This is a genomic window from Tropicimonas sp. S265A (genome assembly GCF_049800835.1).
GTDB lineage: Bacteria > Pseudomonadota > Alphaproteobacteria > Rhodobacterales > Rhodobacteraceae > Dinoroseobacter.
Genome location: NZ_JBNAFU010000001.1, coordinates 826,772 through 853,692 on the forward strand (window position 1 = coordinate 826,772; position 26,921 = coordinate 853,692).

The 26,921-nt window shown below is 60.7% G+C and carries 26 protein-coding genes and 1 tRNA gene; 9 read left to right on the forward strand and 18 right to left on the reverse strand.

Annotated features, from left to right (window positions below; translation table 11 throughout):
- The first annotated feature begins 27 nt into the window (after positions 1-27).
- The 3 genes from ACP15N_RS04045 to ACP15N_RS04055 all read left to right on the forward strand — a co-directional run bounded on the left by ACP15N_RS04045 (position 28) and on the right by ACP15N_RS04055 (position 1,817).
- Entirely contained in the window at positions 28-228 is a 201-nt protein-coding gene (locus tag ACP15N_RS04045; RefSeq protein WP_425090932.1) for a helix-turn-helix domain-containing protein, read from the forward strand.
- A gap of 6 nt (positions 229-234) precedes the next feature.
- The gene (locus ACP15N_RS04050; protein WP_425090933.1) at positions 235-699 is read left to right on the forward strand and encodes a helix-turn-helix domain-containing protein; all 465 of its coding nucleotides are present in this window, start codon (positions 235-237) and stop codon (positions 697-699) included.
- A 95-nt stretch (positions 700-794) separates the two neighbouring features.
- Complete coding sequence (locus tag ACP15N_RS04055) at positions 795-1,817, forward strand: tyrosine-type recombinase/integrase (RefSeq protein WP_425090934.1); 1,023 nt, start codon at positions 795-797, stop codon at positions 1,815-1,817.
- A 114-nt stretch (positions 1,818-1,931) separates the two neighbouring features.
- Here the strand turns inward: ACP15N_RS04055 and ACP15N_RS04060 are convergent.
- The 11 genes from ACP15N_RS04060 to ACP15N_RS04110 all read right to left on the reverse strand — a co-directional run bounded on the left by ACP15N_RS04060 (position 1,932) and on the right by ACP15N_RS04110 (position 11,976).
- Positions 1,932-2,021, reverse strand: a tRNA-Ser gene (locus ACP15N_RS04060).
- Positions 2,022-2,099: 78 nt separating this feature from the next.
- Positions 2,100-2,819, reverse strand: coding sequence for an alanyl-tRNA editing protein (locus tag ACP15N_RS04065; protein ID WP_425090935.1), 720 nt, complete (start codon positions 2,817-2,819; stop codon positions 2,100-2,102).
- Between the two features lie 3 nt (positions 2,820-2,822).
- Positions 2,823-3,854 (reverse strand): cysteine synthase A, encoded by a 1,032-nt coding sequence (locus ACP15N_RS04070; RefSeq protein WP_425090936.1) that lies wholly within the window; start codon positions 3,852-3,854, stop codon positions 2,823-2,825.
- 74 nt (positions 3,855-3,928) lie between these two features.
- Positions 3,929-5,047 (reverse strand): gamma-glutamylcyclotransferase, encoded by a 1,119-nt coding sequence (locus ACP15N_RS04075; protein ID WP_425090937.1) that lies wholly within the window; start codon positions 5,045-5,047, stop codon positions 3,929-3,931.
- A 40-nt stretch (positions 5,048-5,087) separates the two neighbouring features.
- Positions 5,088-5,528 (reverse strand): TrgA family protein, encoded by a 441-nt coding sequence (locus ACP15N_RS04080; RefSeq protein ID WP_425090938.1) that lies wholly within the window; start codon positions 5,526-5,528, stop codon positions 5,088-5,090.
- A gap of 34 nt (positions 5,529-5,562) precedes the next feature.
- Entirely contained in the window at positions 5,563-6,807 is a 1,245-nt protein-coding gene (locus ACP15N_RS04085) for a class I SAM-dependent methyltransferase (protein ID WP_425090939.1), read from the reverse strand.
- Between the two features lie 89 nt (positions 6,808-6,896).
- On the reverse strand, positions 6,897-8,312 hold the full coding sequence (locus ACP15N_RS04090; RefSeq protein ID WP_425090940.1) for a cryptochrome/photolyase family protein: 1,416 nt from the start codon (positions 8,310-8,312) through the stop codon (positions 6,897-6,899).
- Positions 8,313-8,478: 166 nt separating this feature from the next.
- Positions 8,479-9,462 (reverse strand): DUF3179 domain-containing protein, encoded by a 984-nt coding sequence (locus tag ACP15N_RS04095; protein ID WP_425090941.1) that lies wholly within the window; start codon positions 9,460-9,462, stop codon positions 8,479-8,481.
- Positions 9,463-9,567: 105 nt separating this feature from the next.
- Positions 9,568-10,836 carry a VPLPA-CTERM sorting domain-containing protein gene (locus tag ACP15N_RS04100; RefSeq protein WP_425090942.1) on the reverse strand — a complete coding sequence of 423 codons (1,269 nt, stop codon included), beginning with the start codon at positions 10,834-10,836 and terminating at the stop codon, positions 9,568-9,570.
- Positions 10,837-10,907: 71 nt separating this feature from the next.
- Positions 10,908-11,477 carry a peptidylprolyl isomerase gene (locus ACP15N_RS04105; protein WP_425090943.1) on the reverse strand — a complete coding sequence of 190 codons (570 nt, stop codon included), beginning with the start codon at positions 11,475-11,477 and terminating at the stop codon, positions 10,908-10,910.
- A complete protein-coding gene (locus ACP15N_RS04110) occupies positions 11,470-11,976 on the reverse strand; it encodes a peptidylprolyl isomerase (RefSeq protein ID WP_425090944.1) in 507 nt (168 codons plus the stop codon). Before ACP15N_RS04110 ends, ACP15N_RS04105 begins: the two co-directional genes overlap by 8 nt.
- A 152-nt stretch (positions 11,977-12,128) precedes the next feature.
- Here ACP15N_RS04110 and ACP15N_RS04115 point away from each other — a divergent pair, with 152 nt between their 5' ends.
- Both ACP15N_RS04115 and ACP15N_RS04120 read left to right on the forward strand, forming a co-directional pair.
- Complete coding sequence (locus tag ACP15N_RS04115; RefSeq protein ID WP_425090945.1) at positions 12,129-13,307, forward strand: phosphoglycerate kinase; 1,179 nt, start codon at positions 12,129-12,131, stop codon at positions 13,305-13,307.
- 91 nt (positions 13,308-13,398) lie between these two features.
- Positions 13,399-14,283: a fructose bisphosphate aldolase gene (locus tag ACP15N_RS04120; RefSeq protein WP_425090946.1), complete on the forward strand. Its 885-nt coding sequence runs from the start codon at positions 13,399-13,401 to the stop codon at positions 14,281-14,283.
- A 32-nt stretch (positions 14,284-14,315) separates the two neighbouring features.
- Here ACP15N_RS04120 and ACP15N_RS04125 read toward each other — a convergent pair whose 3' ends face one another.
- Positions 14,316-15,098, reverse strand: a complete 783-nt coding sequence (locus ACP15N_RS04125; RefSeq protein WP_425090947.1) for a hypothetical protein — start codon at positions 15,096-15,098, stop codon at positions 14,316-14,318.
- A 252-nt stretch (positions 15,099-15,350) separates the two neighbouring features.
- On the opposite strand from ACP15N_RS04125, the gene ACP15N_RS04130 reads away from it, so the two are divergent.
- The 4 genes from ACP15N_RS04130 to ACP15N_RS04145 all read left to right on the forward strand — a co-directional run bounded on the left by ACP15N_RS04130 (position 15,351) and on the right by ACP15N_RS04145 (position 19,353).
- Positions 15,351-15,608 (forward strand): FtsB family cell division protein, encoded by a 258-nt coding sequence (locus ACP15N_RS04130; protein ID WP_425090948.1) that lies wholly within the window; start codon positions 15,351-15,353, stop codon positions 15,606-15,608.
- 82 nt (positions 15,609-15,690) lie between these two features.
- Positions 15,691-16,686 carry a pyruvate dehydrogenase (acetyl-transferring) E1 component subunit alpha gene (gene pdhA / locus ACP15N_RS04135; RefSeq protein WP_425090949.1) on the forward strand — a complete coding sequence of 332 codons (996 nt, stop codon included), beginning with the start codon at positions 15,691-15,693 and terminating at the stop codon, positions 16,684-16,686.
- Positions 16,687-16,701: 15 nt separating this feature from the next.
- Positions 16,702-18,060 (forward strand): pyruvate dehydrogenase complex E1 component subunit beta, encoded by a 1,359-nt coding sequence (locus ACP15N_RS04140; RefSeq protein ID WP_425090950.1) that lies wholly within the window; start codon positions 16,702-16,704, stop codon positions 18,058-18,060.
- Positions 18,061-18,072: 12 nt separating this feature from the next.
- Positions 18,073-19,353, forward strand: coding sequence for a pyruvate dehydrogenase complex dihydrolipoamide acetyltransferase (locus tag ACP15N_RS04145; protein WP_425090951.1), 1,281 nt, complete (start codon positions 18,073-18,075; stop codon positions 19,351-19,353).
- Between the two features lie 53 nt (positions 19,354-19,406).
- Here the strand turns inward: ACP15N_RS04145 and cysE are convergent, their stop codons facing one another.
- From cysE to ACP15N_RS04175, 6 genes are all read right to left on the reverse strand, one after another.
- Positions 19,407-20,207, reverse strand: coding sequence for a serine O-acetyltransferase (gene cysE, locus ACP15N_RS04150; RefSeq protein WP_425090952.1), 801 nt, complete (start codon positions 20,205-20,207; stop codon positions 19,407-19,409).
- Positions 20,208-20,316: 109 nt separating this feature from the next.
- The gene (locus ACP15N_RS04155) at positions 20,317-21,030 is read right to left on the reverse strand and encodes a DUF2793 domain-containing protein (RefSeq protein ID WP_425090953.1); all 714 of its coding nucleotides are present in this window, start codon (positions 21,028-21,030) and stop codon (positions 20,317-20,319) included.
- A complete protein-coding gene (locus tag ACP15N_RS04160) occupies positions 21,023-24,952 on the reverse strand; it encodes a baseplate multidomain protein megatron (RefSeq protein ID WP_425090954.1) in 3,930 nt (1,309 codons plus the stop codon). Before ACP15N_RS04160 ends, ACP15N_RS04155 begins: the two co-directional genes overlap by 8 nt.
- Before the next feature lie 3 nt (positions 24,953-24,955).
- A complete protein-coding gene (locus ACP15N_RS04165; protein ID WP_425090955.1) occupies positions 24,956-25,399 on the reverse strand; it encodes an NlpC/P60 family protein in 444 nt (147 codons plus the stop codon).
- Positions 25,396-26,283 carry a DUF2163 domain-containing protein gene (locus ACP15N_RS04170; protein ID WP_425090956.1) on the reverse strand — a complete coding sequence of 296 codons (888 nt, stop codon included), beginning with the start codon at positions 26,281-26,283 and terminating at the stop codon, positions 25,396-25,398. The genes ACP15N_RS04165 and ACP15N_RS04170 overlap by 4 nt, the downstream gene beginning before the upstream one ends.
- Complete coding sequence (locus ACP15N_RS04175; RefSeq protein ID WP_425090957.1) at positions 26,280-26,912, reverse strand: phage distal tail protein, Rcc01695 family; 633 nt, start codon at positions 26,910-26,912, stop codon at positions 26,280-26,282. The genes ACP15N_RS04170 and ACP15N_RS04175 overlap by 4 nt, the downstream gene beginning before the upstream one ends.
- Positions 26,913-26,921: the final 9 nt, after the last annotated feature.

The following is a 26,921-nucleotide window of genomic DNA, read 5'->3' on the forward strand; positions in this document are numbered from 1 at the left end:
TCACCTTCTCACGGTGGAGTTTGAACCATGACAGACCTGAACGAACCGAACCAAGCACACGCCCCCATTGCGGTTTCCCCAGACGAAGCCGCGCGGCTTGCGGGCATTGGGCGCACGACGCTCTATGCGGCGCTGGCCAAGGGCGATTTGCCGAGCATCAAGATCGGAACACGGCGGTTGATCCGGGTGGATGCTATCCGCGAATGGCTGGCACGGCACGAGGGGTAAGTCCCGATGCCCAAGTCAGCCAAACTCAGCGGGATCAAGTCGCTTTACTGCTACACGATCTCAGAGGCGGCGGGTGTTACCGGCGTCTCTGAGCGCACCGTCCGCGAATGGATCAAGCAAGGCCTGAAAGCCATGACGGATGAGCGACCGACCTTGGTACGCGGCGATGCACTGATCGCCTTTATTCAGGGTCAACGGCAGGTCCGAAAATCCCAGCTATCGCCGGATCAGTTCTATTGCTTGAAATGCCGTGGTGCACGCAAAGCGGCGGGTAGACTTGTCGATTGCGAGACGGATGGCACACGCGCGAAACTCACCGCGATGTGCGAGGCCTGCGACACGATCATGCACAAACCCATCACGCATGAGTGCATCGCCAGCCTTTCTGAGTTCTTCGATGCGACGATGCGCAGTGAGCCGCCCCAACCACCACAGGCCGGTCCCGAAACAAGCGCCCGGAAGCAACATTAAAGAGGCGCACAGACGCCCCCCTGATCTTCCACTTCCAGCCTGCTGCGAGTGGCAGCGTTCCTGACAGACAGAACTTGAACAATTCGGAGGCTTCCATGACCAAGCAACTCAATGAGAAAAACGAGCGGATCAAGCGCGAGTTTCTGATCTTTCGCAAGCACTCCAAGCAGGTCTCAGACAAGACCCTGGATCGAGAGATTGCCCACCTTGAGCGCTTTGATCGCTGGAACAACCGCAAGGACTTCGCCAAGTTCCATATTGATTGGGCCGTTGGGTTCCGCGCGCATTTGGATCATGCCAAGAGCGCGACCGGAAAGCCTCTGGCCAAATCCACCACCCGTGCAATCATGGCGACGCTGCGCGAGTTTACCCTTTGGCTGTCTCAGCAAGAAGGGTTCCGGCGCAGGATCAAGGCCGCCGATGCAAGCTATTTCCAGCTTTCCCGGCGAGATGAAGCCGAAGCGCGCGCCGCACCTGAGCGTCCAGCGCCCAGCCTTCACCAAGCGAAACGCGCTTTGTCGATGATGCTGAGCGAGACGCCGCTTCAGATGCGCAATAAGGCGATCTTCGCCTTGCTATGTCTCACGGGCATCCGCGTCGAAGCACTCACCTCACTCAAGATCAAGCATGTGGACCTGGACGAAAAGTCTGTGAGCCAAAACCCACGCGAGGTAGCCACCAAGTTCGGCAAGCGCATCGATACATTCTTCGCCAAAGACTTCGTCGAGGCCGAAGCCCCGCTGCGCCAATGGATGACTTATCTTGACGAGGTAGCGCTCTACAGCCCCGATGACCCACTGTTTCCCGCTACAGGATTGAAGGCCCGGTCAAACAAGGGGTTCACAGCCTGCGGGTTCACTCGCGCGCATTGGAAAACCACCGAACCTGTGCGCAAGGTCGTCAACACCGCCTTCGAGACGGCTGGTTTGCCTCCCTACGGCCCACACTCCTTCCGGCACATGCTGGCCCGACATGCGGCGAAGAACAGCAAAACAGTAGCCGAGTTCGTCGCTAACGCTCAAAATCTTGGTCATACGGACCCGCTGACTACTCTGCGCAGCTATGGCCAAATCAGCCGAGACGACCAGCGACGCCTGATCACAGGCGAAAAAGAGTAATGTGTTGAGGGGATCGGGCCGATCAAACACCGGCTCAATGTGGGAACAAATGTGGGAACGATCCTAGAGCCATTTAATTTTTTAAATTAAAATCAATGAAATATCGGGTGTAAATGGCGGACAGGAAGGGATTCGAACCCTCGAGACGGTCTCCCGCCTACGCACTTTCCAGGCGCGCGCCTTCGACCACTCGGCCACCTGTCCGCCGACGGGTTTATCCCAAGCGGCGGGCCGGGTGCAAGGGGCCATCGGTGCATAAAGTGAACTGTTCATGCATTATGGCTACGCGTCCAGCAACAGGTTCACGCGTCTGTTCTGGCGGCCTTTTTTCTCGATCTTGCCCAAGGCGATCCGACCGATCTCTGCCGTTCGGGCCACGTGCGTTCCGCCGCAGGGTTGCAGGTCGATCTGCGTATCGCCAGTACCGATCCGGATCAGCCGGACACGGCCTGCGCCCATCGGAGGTTTCACGGACATGGTCTTCACAAGACCCGGGTTCGCCTCGAGCTGCGCCTCGGTGATCCACTCTTCGGTCACGATATGATCTTCCTCGATCAAGGCTGTCAGCTTTTCGTCGAGCGCGTCGCGATCTTCGGGCGCGTCAGGCATGTCGAAGTCCAAGCGCCCCTTTTGTGCTGAGATCGCCCCCCCTGTCACAGGCAAGGGGATCACGACGGACAGAAGGTGTAACGCGGTGTGCACGCGCATATGGCGATATCGCCTGTCCCAGTCGAGGCGCAGTTCGACCTGTGCGCCAACCTTGGGCAGGGGCGCGGGCCCTGCAGGCACATGGGCGATGCGGTTGCCGGGCACCTTGACGGCGGTGGCGATCTCAAGCTGGCCGCCGTCCCAAACCAGCCTGCCGGCGTCCCCGGGCTGCCCGCCGCCGGTGGCATAGAACACCGTCTGATCGACGACCACGCCGCCCTCTGGCGTGATCTCGACCACAGTCGCGGCACAGTCTTTTTGGTACGGGTCGGCGCGGAACAACAGCTCCGTCATAGGTCAATCCTCGAACACCGTGGGCATGATCATACCGCTGTCCTCAAGCCACGCAGGCATCGGCAGGTCCTTGGATCGCAAGAAGTCCGGGTTGAAGAGCTTCGACTGATACCGCGTGCCGTAGTCGCACAAGATCGTCACGACCGTGTGACCCGGGCCGAGGTCGCGCGCCATGTGCATCGCGCCGGCGATATTGATGCCCGAGGAGCCGCCAAGGCACAGCCCTTCCTCTGCCAGAAGATCAAAGACGATCGGCAGCGCCTCGTGGTCCGATATCTGATAGGACATGTCGGGTGCGAACCCTTCGAGGTTCGCGGTGATCCGCCCCTGCCCGATCCCTTCGGAGATGGAGTTGCCATCTAGCTTGTCGGCCTCAGGGTTCAGCAGGCCAAAGATGCCGGACCCCAGCGGATCCGCCAGCCCGACTTTGACGCCCTTTGGCTGCAACGCTTCCGCGACGCCTGCGACGGTCCCGCCAGAGCCGACCGCGCAGATGAACCCGTCGACCTTTCCATCCGTCTGTTTCCAGATCTCGGGGCCTGTCGTTTCGACATGCGCGCGGCGGTTTGCGGTGTTGTCGAACTGATTGGCCCAGATCGCCCCATTTGGTTCGGTTTGTGCAAGGCGCGCGGCCAGACGCCCGGAATACCGCACGTAATTGTTGGGATTTTTATAGGGCACAGCTGGCACCTGAACGAGCTCTGCGCCGGCGAGACGCAGCATGTCCTTCTTTTCCTCGGACTGCGTTTCGGGGATGACGATCACCGTCTTGAACCCCATGGATGCCCCGACCAGCGCAAGGCCGATGCCGGTGTTTCCAGCAGTCCCCTCGACGATCGTGCCTCCGGGTTTCAGATCCCCCCGCGCGACGGCGTCCCGAATGATGTAGAGCGCAGCGCGATCCTTGACCGACTGGCCCGGGTTCATGAACTCCGCCTTGCCGAGGATTTCGCAGCCCGTCGCCTCGCTGGCCTTTCGCAGGCGGATCAGGGGCGTGTTGCCGATGGCGGAGGCAAGGTCGCTGTGGATCTGCATGGGCTGTCCTCTTGGAAGTGCGTTCGTATTGCTAAGCGCCGCGTAGCTTGGGCGCAAGACCTGCTGCAAGCCGCTCAACCCTGTCGCAACCGGGGACGGTTGGCCGCCAGCCAATAGGCGGACAGGAGCAACGGTCCGGTCTGGACGCGCCCGTCGGCGCACATCTCCATCAGGGTGTCGAAGCTGACCAGATACGTGCGAATATCCTCAGCCTCCGACGCCACCCCGAACAGGCCCGCCTGCCCGTCAGGCAAATCGCACAGGCCAACGTATGAAATCAGGTACTCGGTAAGCGCACCGGGTGATGGATAGTACCTTCCGATGAATTCGAGTGCGGTCAGTAAGACCCCCGCCTCCTCCTGCGCTTCGCGATGTGCTGTCTGCTCCCACGTCTCTCCGCCGTCCACCCGTCCGGCGACCGGTTCCAGCATCCATGGCTGTGTGTCACCGCGTGCATAGGCCCCGGTGCGAAACTGGTCGACCAGCAGAACGCGGTCGCGCACAGGATCATAGGGCAGCACCGTGACGGCATCGACCGAGACAAAGGCCACACGGCTGACCGTTTTGCTGACACCTCCGGCAAAGTTCGGGAACCTGATGTGATGGTCCTCGACCCTGAAAAATGCGTCAACCGGAACATCGACCCTTTCCACCTCAAGCTTAGAGAGGTCCGGCAGCCCCTCGCGCCTCGTGGCCGGGCGATGCCTTGCGTTCAGGCGTGTCTGCGCCCGCGCTGCCCAGACCGGCCAGCGGGCCGGGACATCTTCGGGTGGGATCGCCCCGGCAAGCGCCATCGCTTCGCGGGCCACCTCGCGGGTCAGTGCGCCGTGATCGCGTTGCCAGACCGCCAAAGACCAGCCCTCGCCCGAGGAACGCAGGGCAGGACCCAAAGGGACGTAAACCTGTGCGCGGACCGTGGCGCCTGCCACAGAAATGCCATGTTCCGCACGCGTGTACCCGAATCCGCACTCATAGAAATCCAGACGGGAAAACGTGTCTGCATCAAGTCCCCGGATCAAAAGCCCCTCCGCCCGCTTGCCGGGGCTGGGCACGCAGATCGGAAACTCCGCACCTTGCACTCGAAAGACCGCGTGATCTTGCAGATGGGCGCGGTCTGTCTTGACCGAGCGCCCGAGTACCAGCGCCAGCAATTCGGGATCACGCAGCGTGCCGAACACGAACAGAGAGGTCATCGGCACCTTGCCCCCAAGCGTGCGGTTGCCATGCGGAGATTTATTCCCAGACGCGACCAGCCCAGCTGACGAAAACCGCGCCCACGATCACGCCAAGACCCATAACGGTCAACACCGCAGGCTGAACAGCCATTTCTCCGAAGAAAATCATGAGGTTGGCAATATCCGTCACAGCCTCTACCGGACCATCATAGCGCAGTTTGATCGACCTTTGATAGGCCTCTTCCCCGGCGATGAAGAACATGGTCGAGATGAACATCAGCACCATGGTGCGGAACGACAGGACAAGCGACTTGCGCAACGTCGAGGTGTCATGCGCCCCTGCGAGGGTCCACCCGAAGTAAGCCCCGGACAAGGTTGCGATCGGGATGAGCAGACCGGCCTGACGTCCATCCGGCAGACCTGGAATTCCGATCCAGGCGGCCAGAGCGCCGGTCAATGCGAAAAGAATGGCCCCGAGGAGTTTTGCGCCCGTCGGCATAGCGTGTCCTGTTCTACCCTCAACGGGGCAGTGACTACCCCGGTTTCGTTACCGTGATCTGAGTGACATCACAGTTTCCGTAGTGGAAGGTAGCGGCACAAGATGTCAGATAAAAGTTCCACATGCGGCGAAATCTGTCATCGAAACCAAGCGCCGAGACCTCCTCCCAGCGGGCGTTGAACGTGTCGTGCCAGCGACGCAGGGTTTGGCTATAGCTCTCACCGAATTCGACCGAGCGTTTGACTTCAAGCCCGGCGTTTCGAACCTGCTCCCGCAGGATGCTTGGCCCCGGCAACATGCCCCCGGGGAAGATGTACTTCTGGATGAAATCGACACCGTTGCGGTAAATTTCGAAGCGACGATCCTGCACGGTGATGATCTGAAGCGTGGCATTGGCGCCCGGTTTCAGGCGGTCGCGCAGCGTGTCGAAATAGACCGGCCAGTATTTTTCCCCCACCGCTTCGAACATCTCGATCGACGCGATACCATCGTAGAGGCCCCGCTCGTCGCGATAGTCCTGCAGCTTGATCTCGACCTGGTCCGACAAACCTGCCTTCGCGATGCGGCCCACCGCGTAATCATACTGTTCCTTGCTGATCGTCAGGCAGGTCACCTTCAACCCCCTCTGCTGCGCGGCGTACTCGGCAAACCCGCCCCACCCGCAGCCGATCTCCAGCACATGATCGCCGGGCTGCGCACCCATTTCATCCACCATGGAGGCGTATTTCTTCTCCTGCGCTGCCTCCAGGCTTTCCTGACCCGTTTCGAATAGTGCCGACGAATACGTCATCGTCTCGTCCAGCCAGAGCCCATAGAATGCGTTACCCAGATCATAATGGTGCGAGATGTTCTTCTTCGCTTGCCGCTTGGAATTGGACCTGAGCCAATGGCGTGCCTTCTCGAACGCACGCACCAGACCCATGCCGGGAAACCCATCGTAAATCTCGTCATTATCGGCATGCACGAGGTCCATGAACGCCTGAAGGTCCGGTGTGGACCACCATCCCTCCAGATACGCATCGCAAAACCCCAGATCGCCTTCGCGGATCAGCCGGGCAAAGATATCCGGGTTGTGAATGTGCAGTTCCGCAACCGGGCCCGGGGCCGCCCCTTCGGCCCGGAACCGACGACCGTCCGGCAGCACGAAGTCAAGCCGCCCGTGACCCATCTTTTGCGATTGTTCAAGCACCGCTCCGAAGTAGCGTGGCAAATCGCGCTGGCCCTTTACGGTCGTCAGCAGCGGCTCTCCGCTGCCTTTCGTACTTGCAAGCATATGCATCATCGTCCTCGTTTCGTCAGCGGCGCGCGCACCGGTCACACGCGCGGCGGCAATCTTGTAAATGTAGATTTACAGGCGTTTTGTCAAACCTACGCCGCCCTGTGCGCCTGATACGCGGCAAGCGCCTGTTCGCGGCCTTCGCTCAAGCCGACAACGGGGTCGGGATAGGGGTCGTCCGGCGACAGATCCCAAGCGCGCGGGATCGCGTCGAAGTAGCTCAAGGCCGTCTCACTGGGCTCGTCATAGAGTTCCGCCAGCCAGGCTTTCTGATACGCCCCGTCGCGGTCGAACTTGTTCAGTTGGGTATCAGGATTGAAGACCCGGAAATAGGGCGCGGCATCCGGGCCCGATCCCGCTGCCCATTGCCAACCCATGGCGTTGGCCGCCGGGTCCCAGTCGATCAGACAGTCTTCGAACCAGCGCAATCCGATGCGCCAGTCAGTCATCAGGTGCTTTGTCAGATAGGACGCCACGATCATGCGCCCGCGATTGTGCATCCGGCCGGTCACATACATCTCACGCATCGCGGCGTCGACGAACCGGACCCCCGTGCGCCCCTGCCGCCACGCCTCGGCGTCCGCGTTGTCCTTCCGCCACGGAAAGGTATCCCATTCCTCGCGCCAGTTTCCGGTGGCGATCCGCGGCGTGTGGTAGATCAGGTGATAGGAGAACTCGCGCCAGACCAGTTCCTTCAGAAATGTCTCTGCCCCAGCCTTACCATCCGAAAGCGCGCGCTGCCCGGCGGCCCAGACCGTGCGCGGGCCAATCTCGCCGTAGGTCAGGTTCTCGCTCAGGCCGGATGTACCGTCGATTCCGGGAATGTCCCGTGCGCGGTCATATGCATCGACCCGGTGGGCCAGAAACGCGCCGAGCCGGCCGCGCGCCGCCTCCTCGCCCACGGTGACGTGCGGGCGCACAACGGCCGCGCCACGATGCATCCCCGCACCAAGTTCCCAGTCCGCAAGCGCATCGCTCTCGGGCCATGCCGCCGGGCTCCCGAGGGACGGCGTGGCCGAAAGCGGCGCGCCGGGATCACGATCCCGGACCGATTTCCAGAACGGTGTGTAGACCTTGTAGAACCCACCCGTCCCGGTCTCGACCGTCCAGGGCTCAAACAACAGATGCCCGGCGTGACTTTCAACCGACAAGCCTGTCTCGGCGAGCGCTTTCTTGACCTTGCGATCACGGTCGATCTGTTGTGGATCATATTGCCGGGTCCAATGCACCGCGGACGCTCCGGTCTCGGCCACAAGGGCCGAAAGCACGTCGAATGCCTTGCCCTGACGCAGGATCAGTCGACTGCCCGCGGCCTCCAAGGCAGCTGCAAACGCCTCCAGAGCGAGCCCCAGCCGCCACTTCGGCGCAGCCCCGAGCCCGTCGACCAGGTCATCGCAAATGAACACCGGGATCACGGGTGCGCCAGAGGCGACCGCCGCGTGCAGGGCCGGGTTGTCGCTCAACCGCAAATCCCGACGTACCCACCATAAAACCGGAGCCTGCCCCATCGTCGCCCTTTCCTCTGCGCCGCTTGGCCGACACATGGCGCACCGTAGGGATCGGTCAAGACGCTGCTGCCCATTCAAATCGCGAAATACCGGGCTGGAGGCGCAACTGGGGGTGGTTCAACAGCCGCCTTTGAAAAAGATCAAGTGCCTGGCAGTTGGGCGGCGCTCATTCTCCCAGCATCCACGCGCCATCCGGCCAGAACGCGTGAAAGGCAAAGGCAAACATGACATCGTGCGCCACATCGTTCCCCGCCGCATCGCGCACCCTGATGGCCCCCACATCGCGGCCATCCGCGATCCGCGCGGTATCAAGGGCAGAGGCCTTGCCGGACGTCCAAGAAAGGGTCACTCCCGCCTCGGTCAACTGCTCGACCTCCGCCAACCGCGTCAGGGGCCAGGCTTGGTCCCCGACGCGCACCACGCGGGCAAGCGCTGGAATACCGTGCGGTGGCACCTCGCCGGAATACAGAAACGGCATGCGCGAACTGTCGTAGTTCACATAAGGGTTGCGCCCGTAGTCGCGGCGCAAGGGTGGCTGTGCCATCACCAGACCGTCAGGATTGCGCATCCGAAAGGCCGCATGACTTTCCATCCAGGTCGGCAACTGGTCGAGAACCCGGCCAGTATGGACCCCGACAATCGCCTCGCCGATGGCCTGCTGCCACCAGGATTCTGTCTCGCGATCAAACATCACCATGTCGGATTTGCGCAGCTTTCCTGTCACTCCCAGCGTCAGAACCCGCCCGTCCAAGCGGCGGTCGAAGGTAATCGCCGAGTTGCACAGGGGACAGAACGTCACTGCAATGGGTCGTCCCGCGACCGTGTCGTTCACGATCTCATGCCACATCAGATACCGGATCGGGTATGCCCGCGCGCGCGCACCTTCCAACTCCACCGTGATCACCGGCTCGCGGTCTTCGATCCCCACCTTCTCGGTGACGGGGACAAACGCGGGATCCTCCAAAGCCGGAATGCCGTCCCGCCCCGGCCCACCCGAGATGATCTCCTCCAGCGGCACCGCATGGATAGAGAATTCGGTCCGCGGCCATTCATCTTGCCACGCAAGAGGGTCGGCAAAGGCAAGCGGCACGCTTACCGCTATGGTCAAAGCGCCCATAGCCAGGCGAAGATAGTGCTGAAATCGGATCATGCGGGGCCCCTGCGTCTTGTCCACCCACCGCAGAGTGGGCTGGACCATGCCCCAAATCCAGCCCGTCACACACAGGCGTGACGGGCCGTGTACGATAGTGTACCGTCAGGCCGCTTTGCGACGGGCCCGCAAAGACAAGGCGCCGACACCGGCCAGCAACAGCCACCCAGTGGCGGGAAGCGGAACGACGGGTGGCGCACCGAACGCAGCCAATTCGGCCAGGCTGAAGCTCTCATCGGCCTCCCCGCCAGAGAAAACGAATGTCTCGAAACTGCTCAGCGACAGCATCAGGCTATCGGTAGCCGTTCCGAGCGTCAGCGTCACATCCACCCCTGCAACCACTACGTCGAAGATGCTGCCGGACGCGTATGCGTCGAAAACGACCGTGTCGTCATCCGCACCACCGGCATAGGTATTGCCCGCCGCAAGACCGGCATAGGTCATGCCCGTGAATGTCAGCGTATCCAGCCCCGCCCCGAGCAGGATATCTCCGATAACAATCGAACTTTCGGCGAGCTCGACCGCGTCCGCGCCCATGCCAAGGTTCAGCGCGGTGCCCGATGTCCCTTCGAGCGTTCCGCTGTTCTTGACCGTTTGGGCGGCTGTGTCCGCACTGTCGACGGTGACGGCTTCGGTTCCCTTGATGACACCCGCGTTCTCGATCAGCGACCCGTTGGCACCGGGGTCGAAATCAATCGCCGCGTTCGTTGTCGAGATGATCTTTCCCGTGCTCGTGTTTACGACCGTCCCGGAATCGATATCGATCGCGTCCTGAGCCTCGACCGATCCGACGATATCAGCAGCCACTTGGGTGTTCTGGATCGTGCCCGAATTGGTGATCAGCGCGTTCTCACCGACCTGAATGGCATCGTCGAAGGCTGACACCGTGCCGTCATTGGTGATTGTCGCCCCGTCACCCGTCTCGATCCCCTCATTCAGGACGGAGGTGATGCTGGCCCCCAGGCTGTTGATCACCACGACCCCATCCCCGTTGGCGTCGATGGCTTTTTCGACAGCCGTCACGGTGCCGGAGTTCTCCACCCGCAGCCGATCGCCGCCCTGGATGCCCTCATCCCCGGCGTTGATCGTGCCATCGTTGTCGACAATGCTGTCTTCGCTGTTGCCGAGGTTGATCGCGCGGTCGCCGCTCGCTGTTGTGTCGATCTCGGCACCCGAAAGCACGTTGATTGTCAGATTGTCGCTGCCGTCATCGATGCCCCGGGTCTCGGTCGCATCCGGGCCGTCAAGGATCGACACGCCGTCGCAGGTGATTGTGGTGCCGCTGGGAACGCCGCCGACGGCGGTACAGTCCGCATGAGCGACCGTGCCGATCGCACCGGTCGCAAGAACTGCGATCAAGGAAACAAAACGCATAGAATACCCCTCAAAAACGTTAACGCCCCCGACGCTACGGGGGCGGTGTAACGATTTTGTAAGGGATGCGCCTACTCGGTGACGGTAACTGTCACCATTCGGTCGGGTTGACCCAGCACGGCGCCGTTGGGCCCGTCGCCCAGCTTGATCTGGTCGACGACCTCCATGCCCTCGGTCACGCGCCCCACAACAGTGTACTGACCATTCAGAAATGGTCCGGGGGCAAACATGATGAAGAACTGGCTGTTGGCTGAATTCGGGTTCTGGGCGCGTGCCATGCCTACGACGCCGCGATCGTATGGCACGTCGGAAAACTCCGCCGCGAGGTCATCGCGGTCCGAGCCCCCGGTTCCGGCACGGCGCATATCCGCGCCCATCTTGCCGTACTGCACGTCGCCCGTTTGCGCCATGAACCCGGCGATTACGCGATGAAAGACCACGTCATCATACGCACCCTCGGCCGCGAGGCCCGCAATCTGTTTGACATGGGCGGGGGCGACCTCTTCGAGCAGATCGATGACGACGGTGCCGTTGGCGCCCTCGCCTGCGATCTCGATCTCAAGGCCGATGGCGCCGGCCTGCGGTGCCGCAGACCAAGCCAATGCCACGCCGCCAAGTGCTGACAGGGCCCATTTACGCATCGGCAGCCACCTTCACGGAAATCATGCGGTCGGGGTTCATCGGCGGTTCGCCCCGCACGATCTTGTCGACATGCTCCATCCCGTCAATGACGCGACCGTAGACGGTGTATTGCCCGTTCAGGAAGTGGTTGTCGGAAAAGTTGATGAAAAACTGCGAGTTGGCACTGTCAGGGTTCTGGCTGCGGGCCGCGCCCAAGGTGCCGCGATCATGGGGCAGCTTGGAAAACTCGGCCGGCACGTTCGGCAAATCCGACGCGCCGGTGCCCGCCATCCGAATGTTGAAGTTCTTTTCCGCATTGCCGTTGGCCACATCACCGGTCTGGGCCATGAAGCCGTCGATCACGCGGTGAAAGACCACGTTGTCATAGGCGCCTGCGCGCGCCAGTTCCTTCATCCGGGCGCTGTGCTGGGGGGCCACATCGGGCAACAGCTCAATCGTGACCGTGCCATCCTTGAGTTCCACCAGTATCGTGTTTTCGGGATCCTTGATCTCGGCCATCGGGCCCTCCTGTCCGCTAGAATTGGCGCGACCCTATTGTGGTTGACCACGAAGGGAAAGAGGGCGTTGCACGCGTCGGCGGATGCACGGTTGACCTGCGCGCCCGATCTGGCCCAAACCACACGAGACAGACCAAACCCGAGAGCGTTCGCATGAGCTGGAAAACCCTTGATGACGTGGCCCTTGCGGGCAAAACCGTCCTGACCCGCGTCGATATCAACGTGCCCGTCGAAGACGGCAAGGTGACCGATGCCACGCGGATCGAGCGGATCGTGCCGACCGTGCAGGACATCCTGACGGCAGGCGGGCGTGTCGTGTTGCTCGCGCATTTCGGACGGCCCAAGGGCAAGGTCGTGCCGGAGATGTCGCTGCGCGTGGTGCAGCCTGCACTTGAAGCAGCCCTCGGGCGCAATGTCGAATTCATGGAGCGGCCCGACCCAGCGACCATCGCCGCGATGCCTCAGGACGCCGTTGTTTTGGTCGAAAACACGCGCTTTGCGGAAGGCGAGGAAAAGAACGACCCGGCAATGGCGGATTTTCTGGCCAGTCTGGGCGATGTCTATTGCAACGATGCTTTCTCAGCCGCGCACCGCGCGCATGCCTCTACCGAGGGGATCGCGCGCCGCCTTCCCTCCTGTGCCGGTCGGTTGATGCAGGCGGAGTTGCAGGCGCTGGAGGCCGCGCTGAGCACTCCCAAGCGCCCGGTTGTCGCTGTGGTCGGCGGAGCGAAAGTGTCCAGCAAGCTCGAACTCCTTGGGAACCTCGTTCAAAAAGTTGATCATCTGGTGATTGGTGGCGGGATGGCCAACACGTTCCTGATCGCGCAAGGGTTCGAGATCGGCACATCCCTGGCCGAACGGGACATGGCCGAAACGGCCCGAGGCATACTCGAAAAAGCCAAGACCGCCGGGTGCACCATCCACCTGCCGCGGGACATCGTCGTGGCGCGTGAGTTCAAGGAAGGCGCCGCGCACGAGGTTCTGCCCGTGGATGCCTGCCCGGCGGATGCGATGATCCTGGATGCCGGCCCGGAAACGGTGGAGGCTTTGCGCGACGTATTTGCCCAAGCCAGGACGCTGATCTGGAATGGCCCACTCGGCGCGTTCGAGATTTCCCCCTTCGATGCAGCGACCAACGCCGCAGCACGGGCCGCCGCAGACGCGACGAGCGCTGGCACCTTGATCACCGTGGCAGGCGGCGGGGACACGGTCGCCGCGTTGAACCGCGCAGGGGCGGCCGCGGATTTCACCTATATCTCCACCGCCGGAGGTGCGTTTCTGGAGTGGATGGAAGGCAAAACGCTGCCCGGTGTGGCCGCATTGTCCACCTGAGCGCAACTGTTAGCGCGACCACAATTGCGGGCCGCGCGCCCCTTCGCTAAGCCCGTCTCAGAACGCATTTCAGAACGAACGGAGAGACCCCATGTCGATGGCAGACAAGATCCGCGGCGGCCAAGGCTTTATCGCAGCCCTCGACCAATCAGGGGGCTCTACCCCGAAAGCGCTCCGCCTCTATGGCATCGAAGAGGACGCTTACAGTTCGGACGCGGACATGTTCGACCTGATCCACAAGATGCGGGCCCGCATCGTGGCCGCCCCGGCCTTCACCGGGGACAAGGTGATCGGTGCGATCCTGTTCGAAATGACGATGGACCGCGAATTTGCGGGCAAGCCCGCGCCCGCCTACCTTTGGGAGGACAAGGGCGTCGTGCCGTTTCTGAAGATCGACAAGGGTCTTGAGGCTGAAGAGAACGGCGTTCAATTGATGAAGCCAATCCCCGGCCTCGACGATCTGCTCGAACGCGCAAAGGCAAAGGGCATCTTCGGCACGAAGGAGCGGTCCGTGATCTCAGCCGCCAATCCGGCGGGCATCAAGGCCATCGTTGCGCAGCAATTCGAGTTGGGTGCACAGGTGCTGTCGCATGGCCTGGTGCCGATTATCGAGCCCGAAGTGACCATCTCTATCGCCGACAAGGCGGAGGCGGAAGAAATTCTGCTGGCCGAGATCACTGCGCATCTGGACGGGATTCCGGAGGGGCAAGAGGTGATGCTGAAGCTGACGCTGCCCGAGACCGCAAATCTTTATGCGCCGCTGATCGCGCACCCCAAGGTGATGAAGGTCGTGGCGCTGTCCGGAGGGTATTCGCGCGAGGACGCCAATGCCAAACTTGCACAGAACACCGGCATGATCGCCTCCTTCTCGCGCGCGCTGACCGAAGGGCTCTCGGACAAGCAAACCGACGCGGAGTTCAACGCGATGATTGCAGGGTCGATTGACAGCATCCACGCCGCGTCTGTCGCGGGCTGACAGTACCGGCAAACATCTAAGGCGCAGCGCCATTACTGTGCGCCTCCTGATTGAAGTATGTCAGACACCTGCAGGCACGCTTCGGTGTCGGACAGCAGCATCACGTCGATAACTGCGCTGACCATGCCAGCGAGCAACCACAGCACAAAGCCAGAGGCACAAAAAAGCAGGAAAACAGGTGTTCCAACCGGCGCGAGGCGCCGGAGCACCTGCACGAACACGACGCTGTAGAAGATGAACACCCCCGACAGGGCGAAAAACGCGATCGCATACAACGCAAGGGCGGCAATGCCGAGCCAGCCTGCCTCCAATGCGCCTGAGGTCACAGCGCCGAACAGATCCAGGGTCGCTGCGATATCGGCGCATCCGTTCAGGATGTTGGCCGTGATCACAAACGCCTCGGGGCTCAGAAACTGAATCGCTGCAAACATCAGGATGACCAGAACGACCTGGAATGGCATGACAGCGCCGATGCAATAGGCTGCGGCAGTGATGACCTGGGGCAATTGCAATTGCGCTGAGGCCGCGCGCCAGAGCGCCCAAAACGCCAGCGCGGTCAACAGCAGGTGCAAGCCATCCGTCAGGAACGCCGCGGCCACGAAGGCAAAGGGATCGGCCTTGCGCTCGAAAACCAGAAACCGCGTCACGATGAAAAATACGTAGGACGCGGCCCAGAAGGTCGTTGCCTCCCACGCGGAAAACCCGGACCGGGCCCGGGCTTCGACCCATGCGCGTGGCTGGGTCAAAAGCGCCCAAAGCGCGCGCCCGTACTGCGGAAGGAAGCCTGCAAGCTGCTTGCTGATGGCGCTTATCATTCAAAAAATCCTGAAACAGAAACCAGCTATGCCCCCACCCTCCGAAGAAGACGGAAACCGTTCGAAAACTCGCGAAACCAGCGGCACTCTTACCACAACGCCATATCCCGATACCAAACGAACACCGGTGCAAGATTGGGGATTCACATTGGCGAATCACTATGACAGTATGCACCGAGCGCCCGTTAGAGGCGCGTGAGGCAGCACGTGACACACCGCCAGAGATCTTCCGCCCTGCATGGGGCGCTTGTGATGCTCGGAGCGCTCCTTCTCGGGGCGTATTTCGTGATGCATGCTGTGCAGGGGGATTATGGGCTGTTCAATCGTATTCAGATCGAAGCCGAAGAGCGCAAACTGATCAAAGACCTTGACGCGCTCGAGGCCGAACTGGCCGCATTGCAGAACAAGACCCGGCGCATGTCGGACAGTTACCTTGACCTCGACCTTCTGGACCAGCAGGCGCGCGACATCCTGGGTTACGCGCGGTCCGACGAGATTCTCATTCAATAGGCCGTTGCGCCTTGATTGACCCTGCCCCGAGAGTCGCTTAGTTTAACATTAAACTATTACGTCACCAGCGGGAGGAGGACCCATGGCCGCGCGTAGAGCAACCAAGAAACCCAATGTCTCGAAAGACGAGCTGCTCGAATACTATCGGGAGATGCTGCTGATCCGGCGGTTCGAGGAGAAGGCTGGCCAACTCTACGGCATGGGACTGATCGGCGGGTTTTGCCATCTCTATATCGGACAGGAAGCGGTCGTCGTCGGGCTCGAAGCCGCGGCGAGCGAGGGCGACAAGCGCGTCACCTCGTACCGGGATCACGGGCATATGCTGGCCTGCGGCATGGATCCCAAGGGGGTGATGGCAGAACTCACCGGGCGCGAGGGGGGCTACTCCAAGGGCAAGGGTGGCTCCATGCACATGTTTTCGAAAGAGAAGCATTTTTACGGCGGCCACGGGATCGTCGGGGCGCAAGTGCCGATTGGCGCAGGGCTTGCATTTTCCGACAAGTACAAAGGAAACGACCGCGTCACCTTCGCTTATTTCGGCGATGGAGCGGCAAATCAGGGCCAGGTGTACGAGACCTACAACATGGCCGAGCTTTGGGGTCTGCCGGTTATTTTTGTCATTGAAAACAATCAGTACGCGATGGGTACGTCAGTTGCGCGGTCGACGAAATCCCCAAGCATGTGGGAACGTGGTGCGGCCTACGGCATTCCGGGCGAAGAAGTGGACGGTATGGATGTTCTTGCGGTGAAGGCCGCCGGGGAAAAGGCCGTCGCGCACTGTCGCTCCGGCAAGGGACCCTACATCCTTGAAGTCAAAACCTACCGCTACCGGGGTCATTCGATGTCGGATCCCGCAAAGTACCGAACCCGCGAAGAGGTTCAGAAGGTGCGCGAACAACGCGATGCGATCGAGCATGTGCGCGAGATGCTCCTGTCCGGAAAGCACGCTTCCGAAGACGATCTGAAAACCATCGACAAGGAGATCAAGGGCATCGTCAACGACGCGGCCGAGTTCTCCAAGGACAGCCCGGAACCCGCTTTGTCCGAGCTTTACACCGATATCTACGCAGAAGCCTGAGGAGGGAGACGTACCATGGCAACGGAAATTCTCATGCCTGCCCTGTCTCCGACGATGGAGGAAGGCACGCTGGCAAAATGGCTGGTCAAGGAAGGCGACGTGGTCAGCAGCGGCGACATCATCGCTGAAATCGAAACCGACAAGGCGACGATGGAGTTCGAAGCCATCGATGAAGGTATCGTCGGCAAAATCCTGATCGCCGCCGGGACCGACAACGTGAAGGTCAATGCGCCGATAGCAGTCCTTCTGGAGGATGGTGAGGATCTGTCGGACGCCACAGGAGCCGAAACTCCTATCGAAACTCCGACGAATGCGCCCGCGACAACTGCCGTGGCTGTGACACCCGCCAAGATCGTGATCCCGGACGAACCCGACCTGCCCACCGGGACGGAGATGAAGACCCAGACCGTCCGCGAGGCTTTGCGCGATGCAATGGCCGAGGAAATGCGGGCCAACGACAACGTGTTTCTGATGGGCGAGGAAGTTGCCGAGTATCAGGGCGCCTACAAGATCAGTCAGGGCTTGCTGGATGAATTTGGCTCAAAGCGCGTTATCGACACGCCAATCACCGAGCACGGGTTTGCCGGTCTCGCGGTCGGTGCGGCCTTTGGAGGCCTGAACCCGATCGTGGAGTTCATGACCTTCAATTTCGCGATGCAGGCGATTGACCAGATCATCAATTCTGCTGCGAAAACGCTGTACATGTCAGGTGGTCAGATGGGGTGCCCGATCGTGTTCCGTGGCCCGAACGGGGCCGCTGCACGGGTCGCCGCCCAGCACAGTCAGGATTATGCCGCATGGTATGCACACGTCCCTGGGCTAAAGGTCGCGATGCCCTACTCGGCAGCGGATGCAAAGGGCTTGTTGAAATCCGCGATCCGTGACCCGAACCCGGTCATCTTCCTTGAAAACGAGATACTGTACGGGCGCTCCTTCGACGTGCCGGTACTTGATGATTACACGGTGCCGTTCGGCAAGGCCCGTGTCTGGCGCGAAGGCTCAGATGTGACCATCGTCAGCTTCGGGATCGGTATGACGTATGCTCTGGATGCCGCAGACCGTCTGGCCAAGGACGGGATCAGTGCGGAAGTGATCGACCTGCGAACGCTCCGCCCGCTGGACACTGAAACAGTCATCGCATCGGTCCAGAAAACCAATCGCTGCGTGACTGTGGAGGAGGGATTTCCGGTTGCATCCATAGGCAACCACATCTCTGCCGTGTTGATGCAGGAAGCCTTCGACTACCTCGATGCACCCGTGATCAACCTGACCGGCAAGGACGTCCCGATGCCCTATGCGGCCAACCTCGAAAAGCTCGCGCTGGTGACAACCGACGAGGTTATCGAGGCCGTAAAGACCGTGACCTATCGATAAGGAGGAGAGACCATGGCAACCGAAATTCTCATGCCTGCGCTTTCTCCAACGATGGAGGAGGGCACACTGGCGAAATGGTTGGTAAAGGAAGGGGATAGCGTTTCGTCTGGCGATCTTCTGGCCGAAATCGAAACCGACAAAGCGACCATGGAGTTCGAGGCGGTGGATGAAGGCATCGTCGGCAAGATCCTCGTTGCCGAGGGCAGCGAGAATGTGAAGGTCAACGAGCCTATCGCGATCCTTTTGGACGAAGGTGAAAGCCTTGGAGACGTGGCAGCCGATACCACCTCTTCTGCGCCTGTCGCTGAAGCGACCACGCCTCCCACCCCTCCTGCAAGCCCGGCAACGCCCCCTGCACCGCGTGATGGAACGCGTGTGTTTGCGTCCCCCCTCGCGCGTCGCATCGCTGCCGACAAAGGGATCGACCTCTCGCAGATCAAGGGCAGCGGCCCACGTGGGCGAATTGTGAAGGCGGATGTGGAAACCGCAACTCTCGGCCCGCAAGCGGCGGTGGAGTCCTCACCGAGCGACGCAGCCGCCCCAACGCCGGCCGTGGCAACGGGTGCCAGCGCCTCGCAAATCCTCGGAGCATATCAAGATCGGCCCTATTCAGAACATCCGCTTGACGGCATGCGCAAAACCATCGCCGCGCGTCTGACGGAGGCAAAACAGACAATCCCGCATTTCTACCTGCGGCGCTCCGTTTCGCTCGACGCGCTGCTTGCGTTTCGCAGTGAGCTTAACGCGCAACTTGCTGATAGCGGAACCAAGCTCAGCGTGAATGACTTTGTGATCAAAGCCTGCGCGCGCGCACTCCAGAACGTGCCCGACGCAAACGCGATCTGGGCCGGCGACCGTATCGTGAAACTGGAGCGGTCCGACGTAGCCGTTGCCGTCGCTGTTGAGGGAGGTTTGTTTACGCCGGTGCTTACCAACTCCGACCTGAAATCCATTTCCGCGCTTTCGGAGGAGATGAAAGACCTTGCCGCGCGGGCGCGAGATCGCAAGCTCGCCCCGCATGAATACCAAGGCGGCAGTTTTTCGATCTCCAACCTCGGGATGTTCGGCGTCGAGAATTTCGACGCTGTCATCAACCCGCCACACGGCGCCATCCTTGCCGTTGGAGCCGGTGTCAGAAAACCGGTCGTTGGGGAGGACGGCGAACTTAGCACGGCAACCGTGATGTCGATGACGCTGTCTGTGGATCACCGCGTCATAGATGGCGCCCTCGGCGCGCGCCTGCTTGAACAGATTGTTGTTGGCCTCGAAAAACCACTGGTTCTCCTGGCCTGATAGAAAGTGAAACGCGAAAGGCTGCCTTGGCGAGTCACGGGCAGCCTGTGCTGTCACTCAAAAAGCTGGTTCATCATCACGGAAGGTTGGTCGCAGCCAGCCTCGCCCACGATGCGCGCGGGCACGCCGGCAACCGTTTTGCACGGGGGCACGTCTTCCAGAACCACCGATCCCGCCGCGATGCGAGAGCAGTGCCCGATCTGGATATTGCCCAGAACCTTGGCTCCAGCACCTATCAAGACACCGTCGCCGATTTTCGGGTGACGGTCATCATCTTCCTTACCCGTGCCCCCCAACGTGACCGAATGCAGCATCGAGACGTTGTCACCGACAACTGCGGTTTCGCCGATCACGATCGAGTGGGCGTGGTCGATCATGATACCTTTGCCGATCCGGGCCGCGGGATGGATATCAATTCCAAACGTCTCGGAAACGCGCATCTGGATGAAATACGCCAGATCATGACGGCCTTGGGAATATAGCCAATGCCCAACGCGATAGGCCTGCATGGCCTGGAACCCCTTGAAGTACAGCAACGGCTGCAAGAACCTGTGGCATGCGGGATCGCGCTCAAATACGGCAACGACATCCGCGCGTGCCGCAGCGCCAAGCGCCGGATCATCCTTGAAGGCTCCATCCGCGATCTCGCGCAGCAACTGCCCGGACATCTCAGCCGATGAGAGCTTCAGCGCGATACGATAGGCCAAGGCCTTTTCAAACGTCGCATGGTGCAGGAGGCTGGAATGCACCAACCCCCCCAGCAATGGCTCATCGAGGATGGCTTGCTGCGCCTCGGCACGAATGCGGTCCCAGACCGGGTCTACGGCTTTTACGCTCGCGGATAGCTCTGCCATGGTCGGCTCCTTGGGTCTTGCTCGTGCAAGCTAAACGCTTTCGACCACGCAAACAAGGAAACCACGGAAAACGCCGATCAAATTCCAGAGACGCCGAAGCAAACCAGCTTCAAACAGTCTGTGGAAGATCGAGCTGCATCACGTGAATGACCAGAGTGACTTCTCCAGCCGCAAACTCTCCGCCTTCGGCTGTCAGAACAAGTGGCGTATCCGCGTAGTAGGTAAGCGGCGTTCCTGTCAAACCTCGCGCGTAGGAATTCGTAGCACTCCCCAGACCGGTGCCATAGCGATCATCAGACCCGGCAACACCAAGCCGCCAGGACGCAAGCGTGCCAGAAATTTCCGAAATGACACGACCCGTGATCCCGAGCACAACGCTTGAGGCCGGAATATGAACCGCGGTTTCGTTGGTGGATCCCGGCGTGACACTGTGCGTAAATTCGATTGGGGCGAGGTTCGTGGCGGCCCCGGAGGACGACATACCAAAGGCAACAGAACGCCACGAGACACCATCGAACACGACCTCTGCATCTTCCTCAATCAGCCAAGCACGCCAACCGGCTTTCGGAAGAAAATATACCCAACCGCCGTTGGAATACGCCGCGATTTTTCCGTCGAAACCGGACCATGCACCCTGCGCACCGGACGGCACAGCATAGACTGCTCCGTCGACCGGAGTTACTGGCGGTACCACCATGCTGACGGATTGCAGAACCAGTTGGCTAAGCGCGTCGACCCCGACCAGAGCTTCATTGACCGTGACATGCTTTTGAGCCTGCGATGCCTCAAGCAAGGGCAGGCCCAGATTGAACGTGTTAGACATTTACCGTGATCCTCTTCCACGCGCCTGGCCCGAACCGCTCCGACACTTGCGCAACTTCGATGTGAAACGCGACCGGACTGCCGTCAGCCATCCACAACGCGTTTGAATACGTCCATTCCGGGCTCGACAAAGACACCTGCCGCAAGACGGTTTCATCCGTGCGCACAACCTTCAGCAGGTAGTCTTCGCGGGCTTCGCCAAGCGGTACATCGGCCAGGTCCCACCGGTCGCCGTCGATCCGAGTCCGGCGCAGGAAAGCGATCTCAAACCCGTCGGCCACGCGTTCAGCACGAAGTTGTGCAGGCGCATAGGGTCGCAGGCCAAGCCCTTTGAAAGTTGGCGTCGCCAAGACATAACTCGGGTCATCAATCGGCCGCTGCGCAGAGCCAATGCGATAGTATCGCGGTAACAGCAGCGACTGGGAGGGTACTGTCAGCGCCTCGGTCCCGGCAGGCAACAGCACGACAAGGCTGCCAACTGGCCAGACATCCGGCATATCGGCATCCGTGCCGAGTTGGCCACGCAGCCGCATCGACAGGTCGTAGACATCAGGCGCCACGAGTGTTGTGGTTTGAAACTGAAAGAGTTCCCACCCTTGTGGAGAGCCATCTCCAATCGCCGCGAGATTGCCGCCGCGCAGCAGCGCATCCATACCGATGCTACTTGGCATTCCATTCGTGAAATCGACCCTCAACGCCCCACCACGATCAATCAAGCCCGGCTGGGCACGCACCATTTCCGTTTCGGTAATCCCGATTGCAGCACTGGATCCGACCAGCTTTTCAAGCGCGTAGCCTGCATCCTCGGTCGAGCCGTAGACAGCAACGCTGCCGGGCCAGGGCTGTGCAGCAATGGCAATGCGCGGGCTGTGCTCCGGCACGTCATCGCTCAGGAGCGGTATGTCGAGGAAAACGGGAAAAACCGGCAACGGCGGCTGGAACGGCTTGACCGGAGGAAGAGCCTCAACCGCATCGCTTGCCTGATACACGGAGCCGCTTACGCGCACCGCATCAATGGTGCGCAAATTGGCCTCTTCTATGCGGTCGACCCGGTACACCTGCGGCTCTGCCGCATCTCCACCAACCTGAACAAGGTCACCTGCCTGTACCGACCGGCTCGACATCGGCAGCGCAAAGCGCACAGCATCTCGCGCGATACGTGCCTCCGCCAGCCACCTTTCGACGATGCCCTGCGCCTCCGAATAGGTTAAGCTCATCGGAAAGCTGGATTGTGAAACCGCCTGGGTATCGTCGCCGGGCAAAACAGCCTCGGCAGACCGTACCGCGTAGTCGCCCCCTTCTTCGACGTACTGCAACTGAACCCGGCCAGACAATTCCGCCTCCGGAGCGCGCGTGCGCTGCATCCGACCTCCCAGGTCCGGATCCATGGCCAGCGCATCAGGATCAATTTCTATCGGACGCTGGTTGCGACGGCTCTTGAAAAGCAGTGTTCCGTCTTTCTCGATGGCCTCGAATCCATGTGCCAGCATCAGCGGCTGCAATGCGGAACGCGGGCTTTGCAGCTCCGAGATCGTGAAGCCGCGCACCAGCCCCCGCAAATCCGAGACGTCGTATGACTTCAGCCCCGCACGATCGCAGATTTCCGCAACCACCTCCCCAAGGTCCTGTGCCGTGATCCGACCATTGAGCCAATGCCCTCGCGGGTAGTTCACGCCGTCTGCCCAAAGCGCGCTGGAGTTGGGGAAAAACGGATAAGGTCGCGCGTCCCAAGCCCAGCCATGAATGCGCGATGTATCCACCATCTTTCCGCCGTAGACGGTGGAAACCGGATTGTTTTCGGGGGCCGCCCAGTGGTTCAGCGTCGCAGAATAATAGGCGTGCTGCATCAAATCATCGCGGCGGCCTAACGAGTAGTGCGGCAACGCAGATTCCGAGGAATAAAGGTCAATGAACTTGTTGGGTTGATTTGCCCCCTTGTCGATGGCGGCACACCCAATCTCCATGAACCAAACCGGTTTGCTCTGCGGCACCCAACTCGTCGGCCCGGCTTGCCTAACCCCGCCGATGCGGTTGTGGTGCGCATTCCCCCACCAATTCCGAATGTCCTTATAGCGGAACACCCAGTCCTCACCGGCCAGACCATCCTCGATCGGCGTCCGCACCTGAGCGTCCCGATCCTCTTGCGATTTGTAGTACCAGTCGTAGCCTTCGCCGCCTGCAACATTGGACCCGAGGTACTGCAGAGCATGAACGGCCCCGGCGTCGGCATCCAGATGATCCAACCCATCGCGCCAATCCGACAGCGGCATGTAATTGTCGATACCGATGAAATCGATGTCCGGATCCGACCAGAGCGGGTCAAGATGAAAGAATACATCGCCAGACCCGTCTTGCGGATGATACCCGAAGTACTCCGACCAGTCGGCCGCATACCCGATCTTTGTACCGGGCCCGAGGATTGCTCGTACATCGCGCGCAAGCTGGCGCAACGCATCGACGGCCGGGAAGCTGTTATTGGCCCCGCGAATTTGCGTCAGCCCGCGCATTTCCGACCCGATGCAGAACGCGTCTACCCCGCCAGCCGCCTTGCACAAATATGCCTGGTGCAAGATGAAGTGCCGATACCGCCAATCCGGCGTTGCCGTCCAACTCACGGCACCGTTCTGGATCGTGAACCCTGTCGATGCGGTGCCAAAGAAATCCTGAACCTGCGCCGATGCTTGGTCTGTCCCATCGAGCGACGCGACAACGCCGGGTGCCTTGTTGAGCGTGATACGCCCACGCCACGGCATAATCGGTTGGTGCGGTGCTTCCGAGTACGGATCGGCCCGCCCGTTCCCGGACAGCTGGTCCATCAGGACAAAGGGGTAATAGGTGACTTTCTTGCCCGAAGCAGTCAGAGTCCGTATCGCTTCGATTACCGAGGCGTCGTTCGGCGTTCCCCCGTAGATCGGTTTTCCATTGACCCGCGGCATCATTTGCAAGGCAGCACGCGTATAACTACCGATCGCATAAGGCTGCTGTGCGGCTTCGTAGTTTTTCTGTTCGACCTTGGGACGAATGCGGCACGTTCCGCACCTTAAATCATCTCCGAACCAGCTCACGACCAAAGACACCGCGCGACAGGCGGGCATCTCGTTGTTCATGGCGTCAAGCGATATCAACAGGTCAGATTTGCCACCGGGTGTATTGACGTTGATCGACGTGTTCTTTCCGGGTGACCCGCTCCAATGCACAGCGGTCGAGGCCAAGGCATATTCGCCTGTTCCAGGCATCATGGCGACACCCGGGATACGAGAGGCAAGCGGTCCCTTACTATTTCGCGGTTGCGCGGGGCGATACACCTCGAATGTGAACTGCGGAACACGGTTCCCGAATTGCCCCAGTTCGAGGTTCTCGATCACGACATACGCAGTTCCTCGAAACGCCGGAACGTCCCCGCCCTGAACAGCTGCAATCTTGGGATCCGGCATCTGGGTCTGGGAGCCGGGGTAAAACCGCAGGTTCAGACCTGTCTTGGAGATCTCCATACCATCCGCCCAGATGCGACCAATATTGCGCATCGTGCCTTCACCAAGTGCAACGGCCAGTGAAACCGAGTACGAATATGATGTCACGGAAGTCGACGGCGCCGAAGGGCTCCCCTTACCGCCACCGCCACCGGTTTCCGTGGTTTGCGAACGTTCCAGGAAACGGGAGGCCCAGATGATCTGCCCGGCGACCCGCATCTTCCCAAACACCACCGGGATCGGAGCCCCTTCGGCCGCATCCGACAGACGGAACCGCTCGACACGACCCGTTTCAACGGCTTGGGAGCCTGCCCCCATAAGACGTTGGTCGATCGCCTGACCGATTGTGGCACCGATGGCCCGGCCAATAACCGTCGCCGAAATGCCGAACGCGGCACCACCAATTGAGCTGCCGATCGCAGCACCGGCAGCCGAAAGAACAAGAGTTGCCATGGACTAGACCTTTTCGGGAAATTCAAAGCGGGCTGCGACCCGCCGCATCCACGGGTCGGACAGGGGGCTCTCGACCACGCCGTGGCGCGCGTACGCGTGGATGAACATGGGGGCAGGCTCCGTGACGGACTGTATCCCAAGGTGCTTCGCAACCGATCCATCGCGCATCCGGAAGAGCAGAAGATCCCCTATCTCGGGGCGGTCGAGGCTCTTGGGCTGCAAGTGGCGCTCGGCGGCACGCCATAGCACTTCGTCACGCTGTGGCTCCGACCAGTCGGGGGTATATGGCGGCACAGCCTCGGGCTCCGCACCAAAGACTTCGGCCCAAACTCCGCGCACCAACCCGAGGCAATCGCACCCGGCGCCACGCACAGACGCCTGGTGAACGTACGGGGTTCCTAACCAAAGTCGAGCTGCGTCAACAACCGCATGTGCTGCCCGGGTCATACCAGACTCCCGCCATCGTTTCTGGTGTTCGATGTCGGATAGCTGAGCAACCAGTCTTCACCCGGCATGAACGGAAACCCTTGAAAGTTAGCAAAATTCTTGAACTTGGACCGGCAGGTCTCCGCCCGCTTGTCACATCCCGCAACCAATCGAATCCGGTCCCCGACGACGATGGGCAGAGTAAAGCTCTCCCACACCTCTACCTCCCGCCGGCTTTCCATTCGGCGGTCATTCTTGACGGACCGGTTCAACCCTGCGGCCTGCCCGCTCAGAACCTCGACAACCCCGCGCTCAAACCAACGCGCACCGAAATTCCCGAGAGCCGGCAAATGGAACAAAACGCCATCTGTTGGCTCCGCAATCTCGACCTCGACAGAGAAATCCGCAGCGACGATATCCAATTTGCACGAAGCGTCACCCAAGAGCGCCGTGCAGTCTGCTCTGTAGATGCGGCCTTGCGGCTGATTGAGTGTTTCGGCCAGCCCGCGCAGCTCGGCGCGAAACGCCCCATCGGTTTGCTGGACCTCGCCAATCGTGCCACGGAACGAGAGCTTGCGCGCTTCGGTGTCGGCCCAGTTCACCAACCAGATTTCAACCTCTGCATTATCGTAACGACCGCCGTGCAGATCCTGTTCGCTGATCGCAAAGTCCGACAGCGCGCCAACAGCCTCGGTATTGTCTACGGACAGGCCGGTGCTCTGTTGCAAGGCCGCAGCCGAAAGACCGGCATTTGCCGAGAACGCGATGCCATCGAACGACAGCGGTTGGTCGTGATCAGTAAAACCCTGAACAACACCGTCGGCGCGGCGAATGACCCAGCACCGACACACGGTCGTAAGGCCGCTGGCCAGGTGCGCTTCGAGCGCCTCGCTCTGGGCGCTCATAGCCGGATCTCCACAATGGGCACACTCGGGATTTCGCCAGCCTGAAACGAGGCGACCGAAGTCTGAATCCGCTCGGTATCAAACCGCACCGGGACATCGAACTCGAACCCGGCGGAGACAGGTACGCCCTGCGCAGGCGGCGTGACAAAGGTGATCTGCCCGGTGTTGGTCTCGATCGTGAAATCGACAGACTCAGTCATCTCGGTTCCGTTCACACCAACCTTGACCGTTCCGGCCACCGGCTTGGCAATCGGACGGGCGTAGGATTGCGCCCCGGATCTATAGGTTTTCATCAGGCCGAAATCGCTGGCAACACCATCACCTGTTCCGATGATCTGATCATCGAACGCAATATCCTTGGACGGCTCGCAACTCTTGAAGTCCGACCAGTCCTTCCATCGAAAGCCAAAAAGCTGTCCCTGACGTGCCTCAAAGAACCCGATCAGGCGCTCGATATCATCCAGCGACCTCATACCGACACCGGCATCGTAGCGACGCCGGGATTGCGCCCAGGGCGTATTACGCTCCTCGTACCCGTTTGCAAGCGATACGATCTCGGTACGGCGCTCTGGCCCGCCAAGGGAGCCGAAACTCAGGTTTGCGGGGAAGCGCACATCGTGAAACTGCATGTCGGTCTC

Bases quoted from the DNA above. Each gene is read 5' to 3' on its own strand.
- ACP15N_RS04045 (WP_425090932.1), top strand. From the start codon at position 28: ATGACAGACCTGAACGAACCGAACCAAGCACACGCCCCCATTGCGGTT.
- ACP15N_RS04050 (WP_425090933.1), top strand. From the start codon at position 235: ATGCCCAAGTCAGCCAAACTCAGCGGGATCAAGTCGCTTTACTGCTAC.
- ACP15N_RS04055 (WP_425090934.1), top strand. From the start codon at position 795: ATGACCAAGCAACTCAATGAGAAAAACGAGCGGATCAAGCGCGAGTTT.
- ACP15N_RS04065 (WP_425090935.1), bottom strand. From the start codon at position 2,819: ATGACGGAGCTGTTGTTCCGCGCCGACCCGTACCAAAAAGACTGTGCC.
- ACP15N_RS04070 (WP_425090936.1), bottom strand. From the start codon at position 3,854: ATGCAGATCCACAGCGACCTTGCCTCCGCCATCGGCAACACGCCCCTG.
- ACP15N_RS04075 (WP_425090937.1), bottom strand. From the start codon at position 5,047: ATGACCTCTCTGTTCGTGTTCGGCACGCTGCGTGATCCCGAATTGCTG.
- ACP15N_RS04080 (WP_425090938.1), bottom strand. From the start codon at position 5,528: ATGCCGACGGGCGCAAAACTCCTCGGGGCCATTCTTTTCGCATTGACC.
- ACP15N_RS04085 (WP_425090939.1), bottom strand. From the start codon at position 6,807: ATGCATATGCTTGCAAGTACGAAAGGCAGCGGAGAGCCGCTGCTGACG.
- ACP15N_RS04090 (WP_425090940.1), bottom strand. From the start codon at position 8,312: ATGGGGCAGGCTCCGGTTTTATGGTGGGTACGTCGGGATTTGCGGTTG.
- ACP15N_RS04095 (WP_425090941.1), bottom strand. From the start codon at position 9,462: ATGATCCGATTTCAGCACTATCTTCGCCTGGCTATGGGCGCTTTGACC.
- ACP15N_RS04100 (WP_425090942.1), bottom strand. From the start codon at position 10,836: ATGCGTTTTGTTTCCTTGATCGCAGTTCTTGCGACCGGTGCGATCGGC.
- ACP15N_RS04105 (WP_425090943.1), bottom strand. From the start codon at position 11,477: ATGCGTAAATGGGCCCTGTCAGCACTTGGCGGCGTGGCATTGGCTTGG.
- ACP15N_RS04110 (WP_425090944.1), bottom strand. From the start codon at position 11,976: ATGGCCGAGATCAAGGATCCCGAAAACACGATACTGGTGGAACTCAAG.
- ACP15N_RS04115 (WP_425090945.1), top strand. From the start codon at position 12,129: ATGAGCTGGAAAACCCTTGATGACGTGGCCCTTGCGGGCAAAACCGTC.
- ACP15N_RS04120 (WP_425090946.1), top strand. From the start codon at position 13,399: ATGTCGATGGCAGACAAGATCCGCGGCGGCCAAGGCTTTATCGCAGCC.
- ACP15N_RS04125 (WP_425090947.1), bottom strand. From the start codon at position 15,098: ATGATAAGCGCCATCAGCAAGCAGCTTGCAGGCTTCCTTCCGCAGTAC.
- ACP15N_RS04130 (WP_425090948.1), top strand. From the start codon at position 15,351: ATGCTCGGAGCGCTCCTTCTCGGGGCGTATTTCGTGATGCATGCTGTG.
- pdhA (WP_425090949.1), top strand. From the start codon at position 15,691: ATGGCCGCGCGTAGAGCAACCAAGAAACCCAATGTCTCGAAAGACGAG.
- ACP15N_RS04140 (WP_425090950.1), top strand. From the start codon at position 16,702: ATGGCAACGGAAATTCTCATGCCTGCCCTGTCTCCGACGATGGAGGAA.
- ACP15N_RS04145 (WP_425090951.1), top strand. From the start codon at position 18,073: ATGGCAACCGAAATTCTCATGCCTGCGCTTTCTCCAACGATGGAGGAG.
- cysE (WP_425090952.1), bottom strand. From the start codon at position 20,207: ATGGCAGAGCTATCCGCGAGCGTAAAAGCCGTAGACCCGGTCTGGGAC.
- ACP15N_RS04155 (WP_425090953.1), bottom strand. From the start codon at position 21,030: ATGTCTAACACGTTCAATCTGGGCCTGCCCTTGCTTGAGGCATCGCAG.
- ACP15N_RS04160 (WP_425090954.1), bottom strand. From the start codon at position 24,952: ATGGCAACTCTTGTTCTTTCGGCTGCCGGTGCTGCGATCGGCAGCTCA.
- ACP15N_RS04165 (WP_425090955.1), bottom strand. From the start codon at position 25,399: ATGACCCGGGCAGCACATGCGGTTGTTGACGCAGCTCGACTTTGGTTA.
- ACP15N_RS04170 (WP_425090956.1), bottom strand. From the start codon at position 26,283: ATGAGCGCCCAGAGCGAGGCGCTCGAAGCGCACCTGGCCAGCGGCCTT.
- ACP15N_RS04175 (WP_425090957.1), bottom strand. From the start codon at position 26,912: ATGCAGTTTCACGATGTGCGCTTCCCCGCAAACCTGAGTTTCGGCTCC.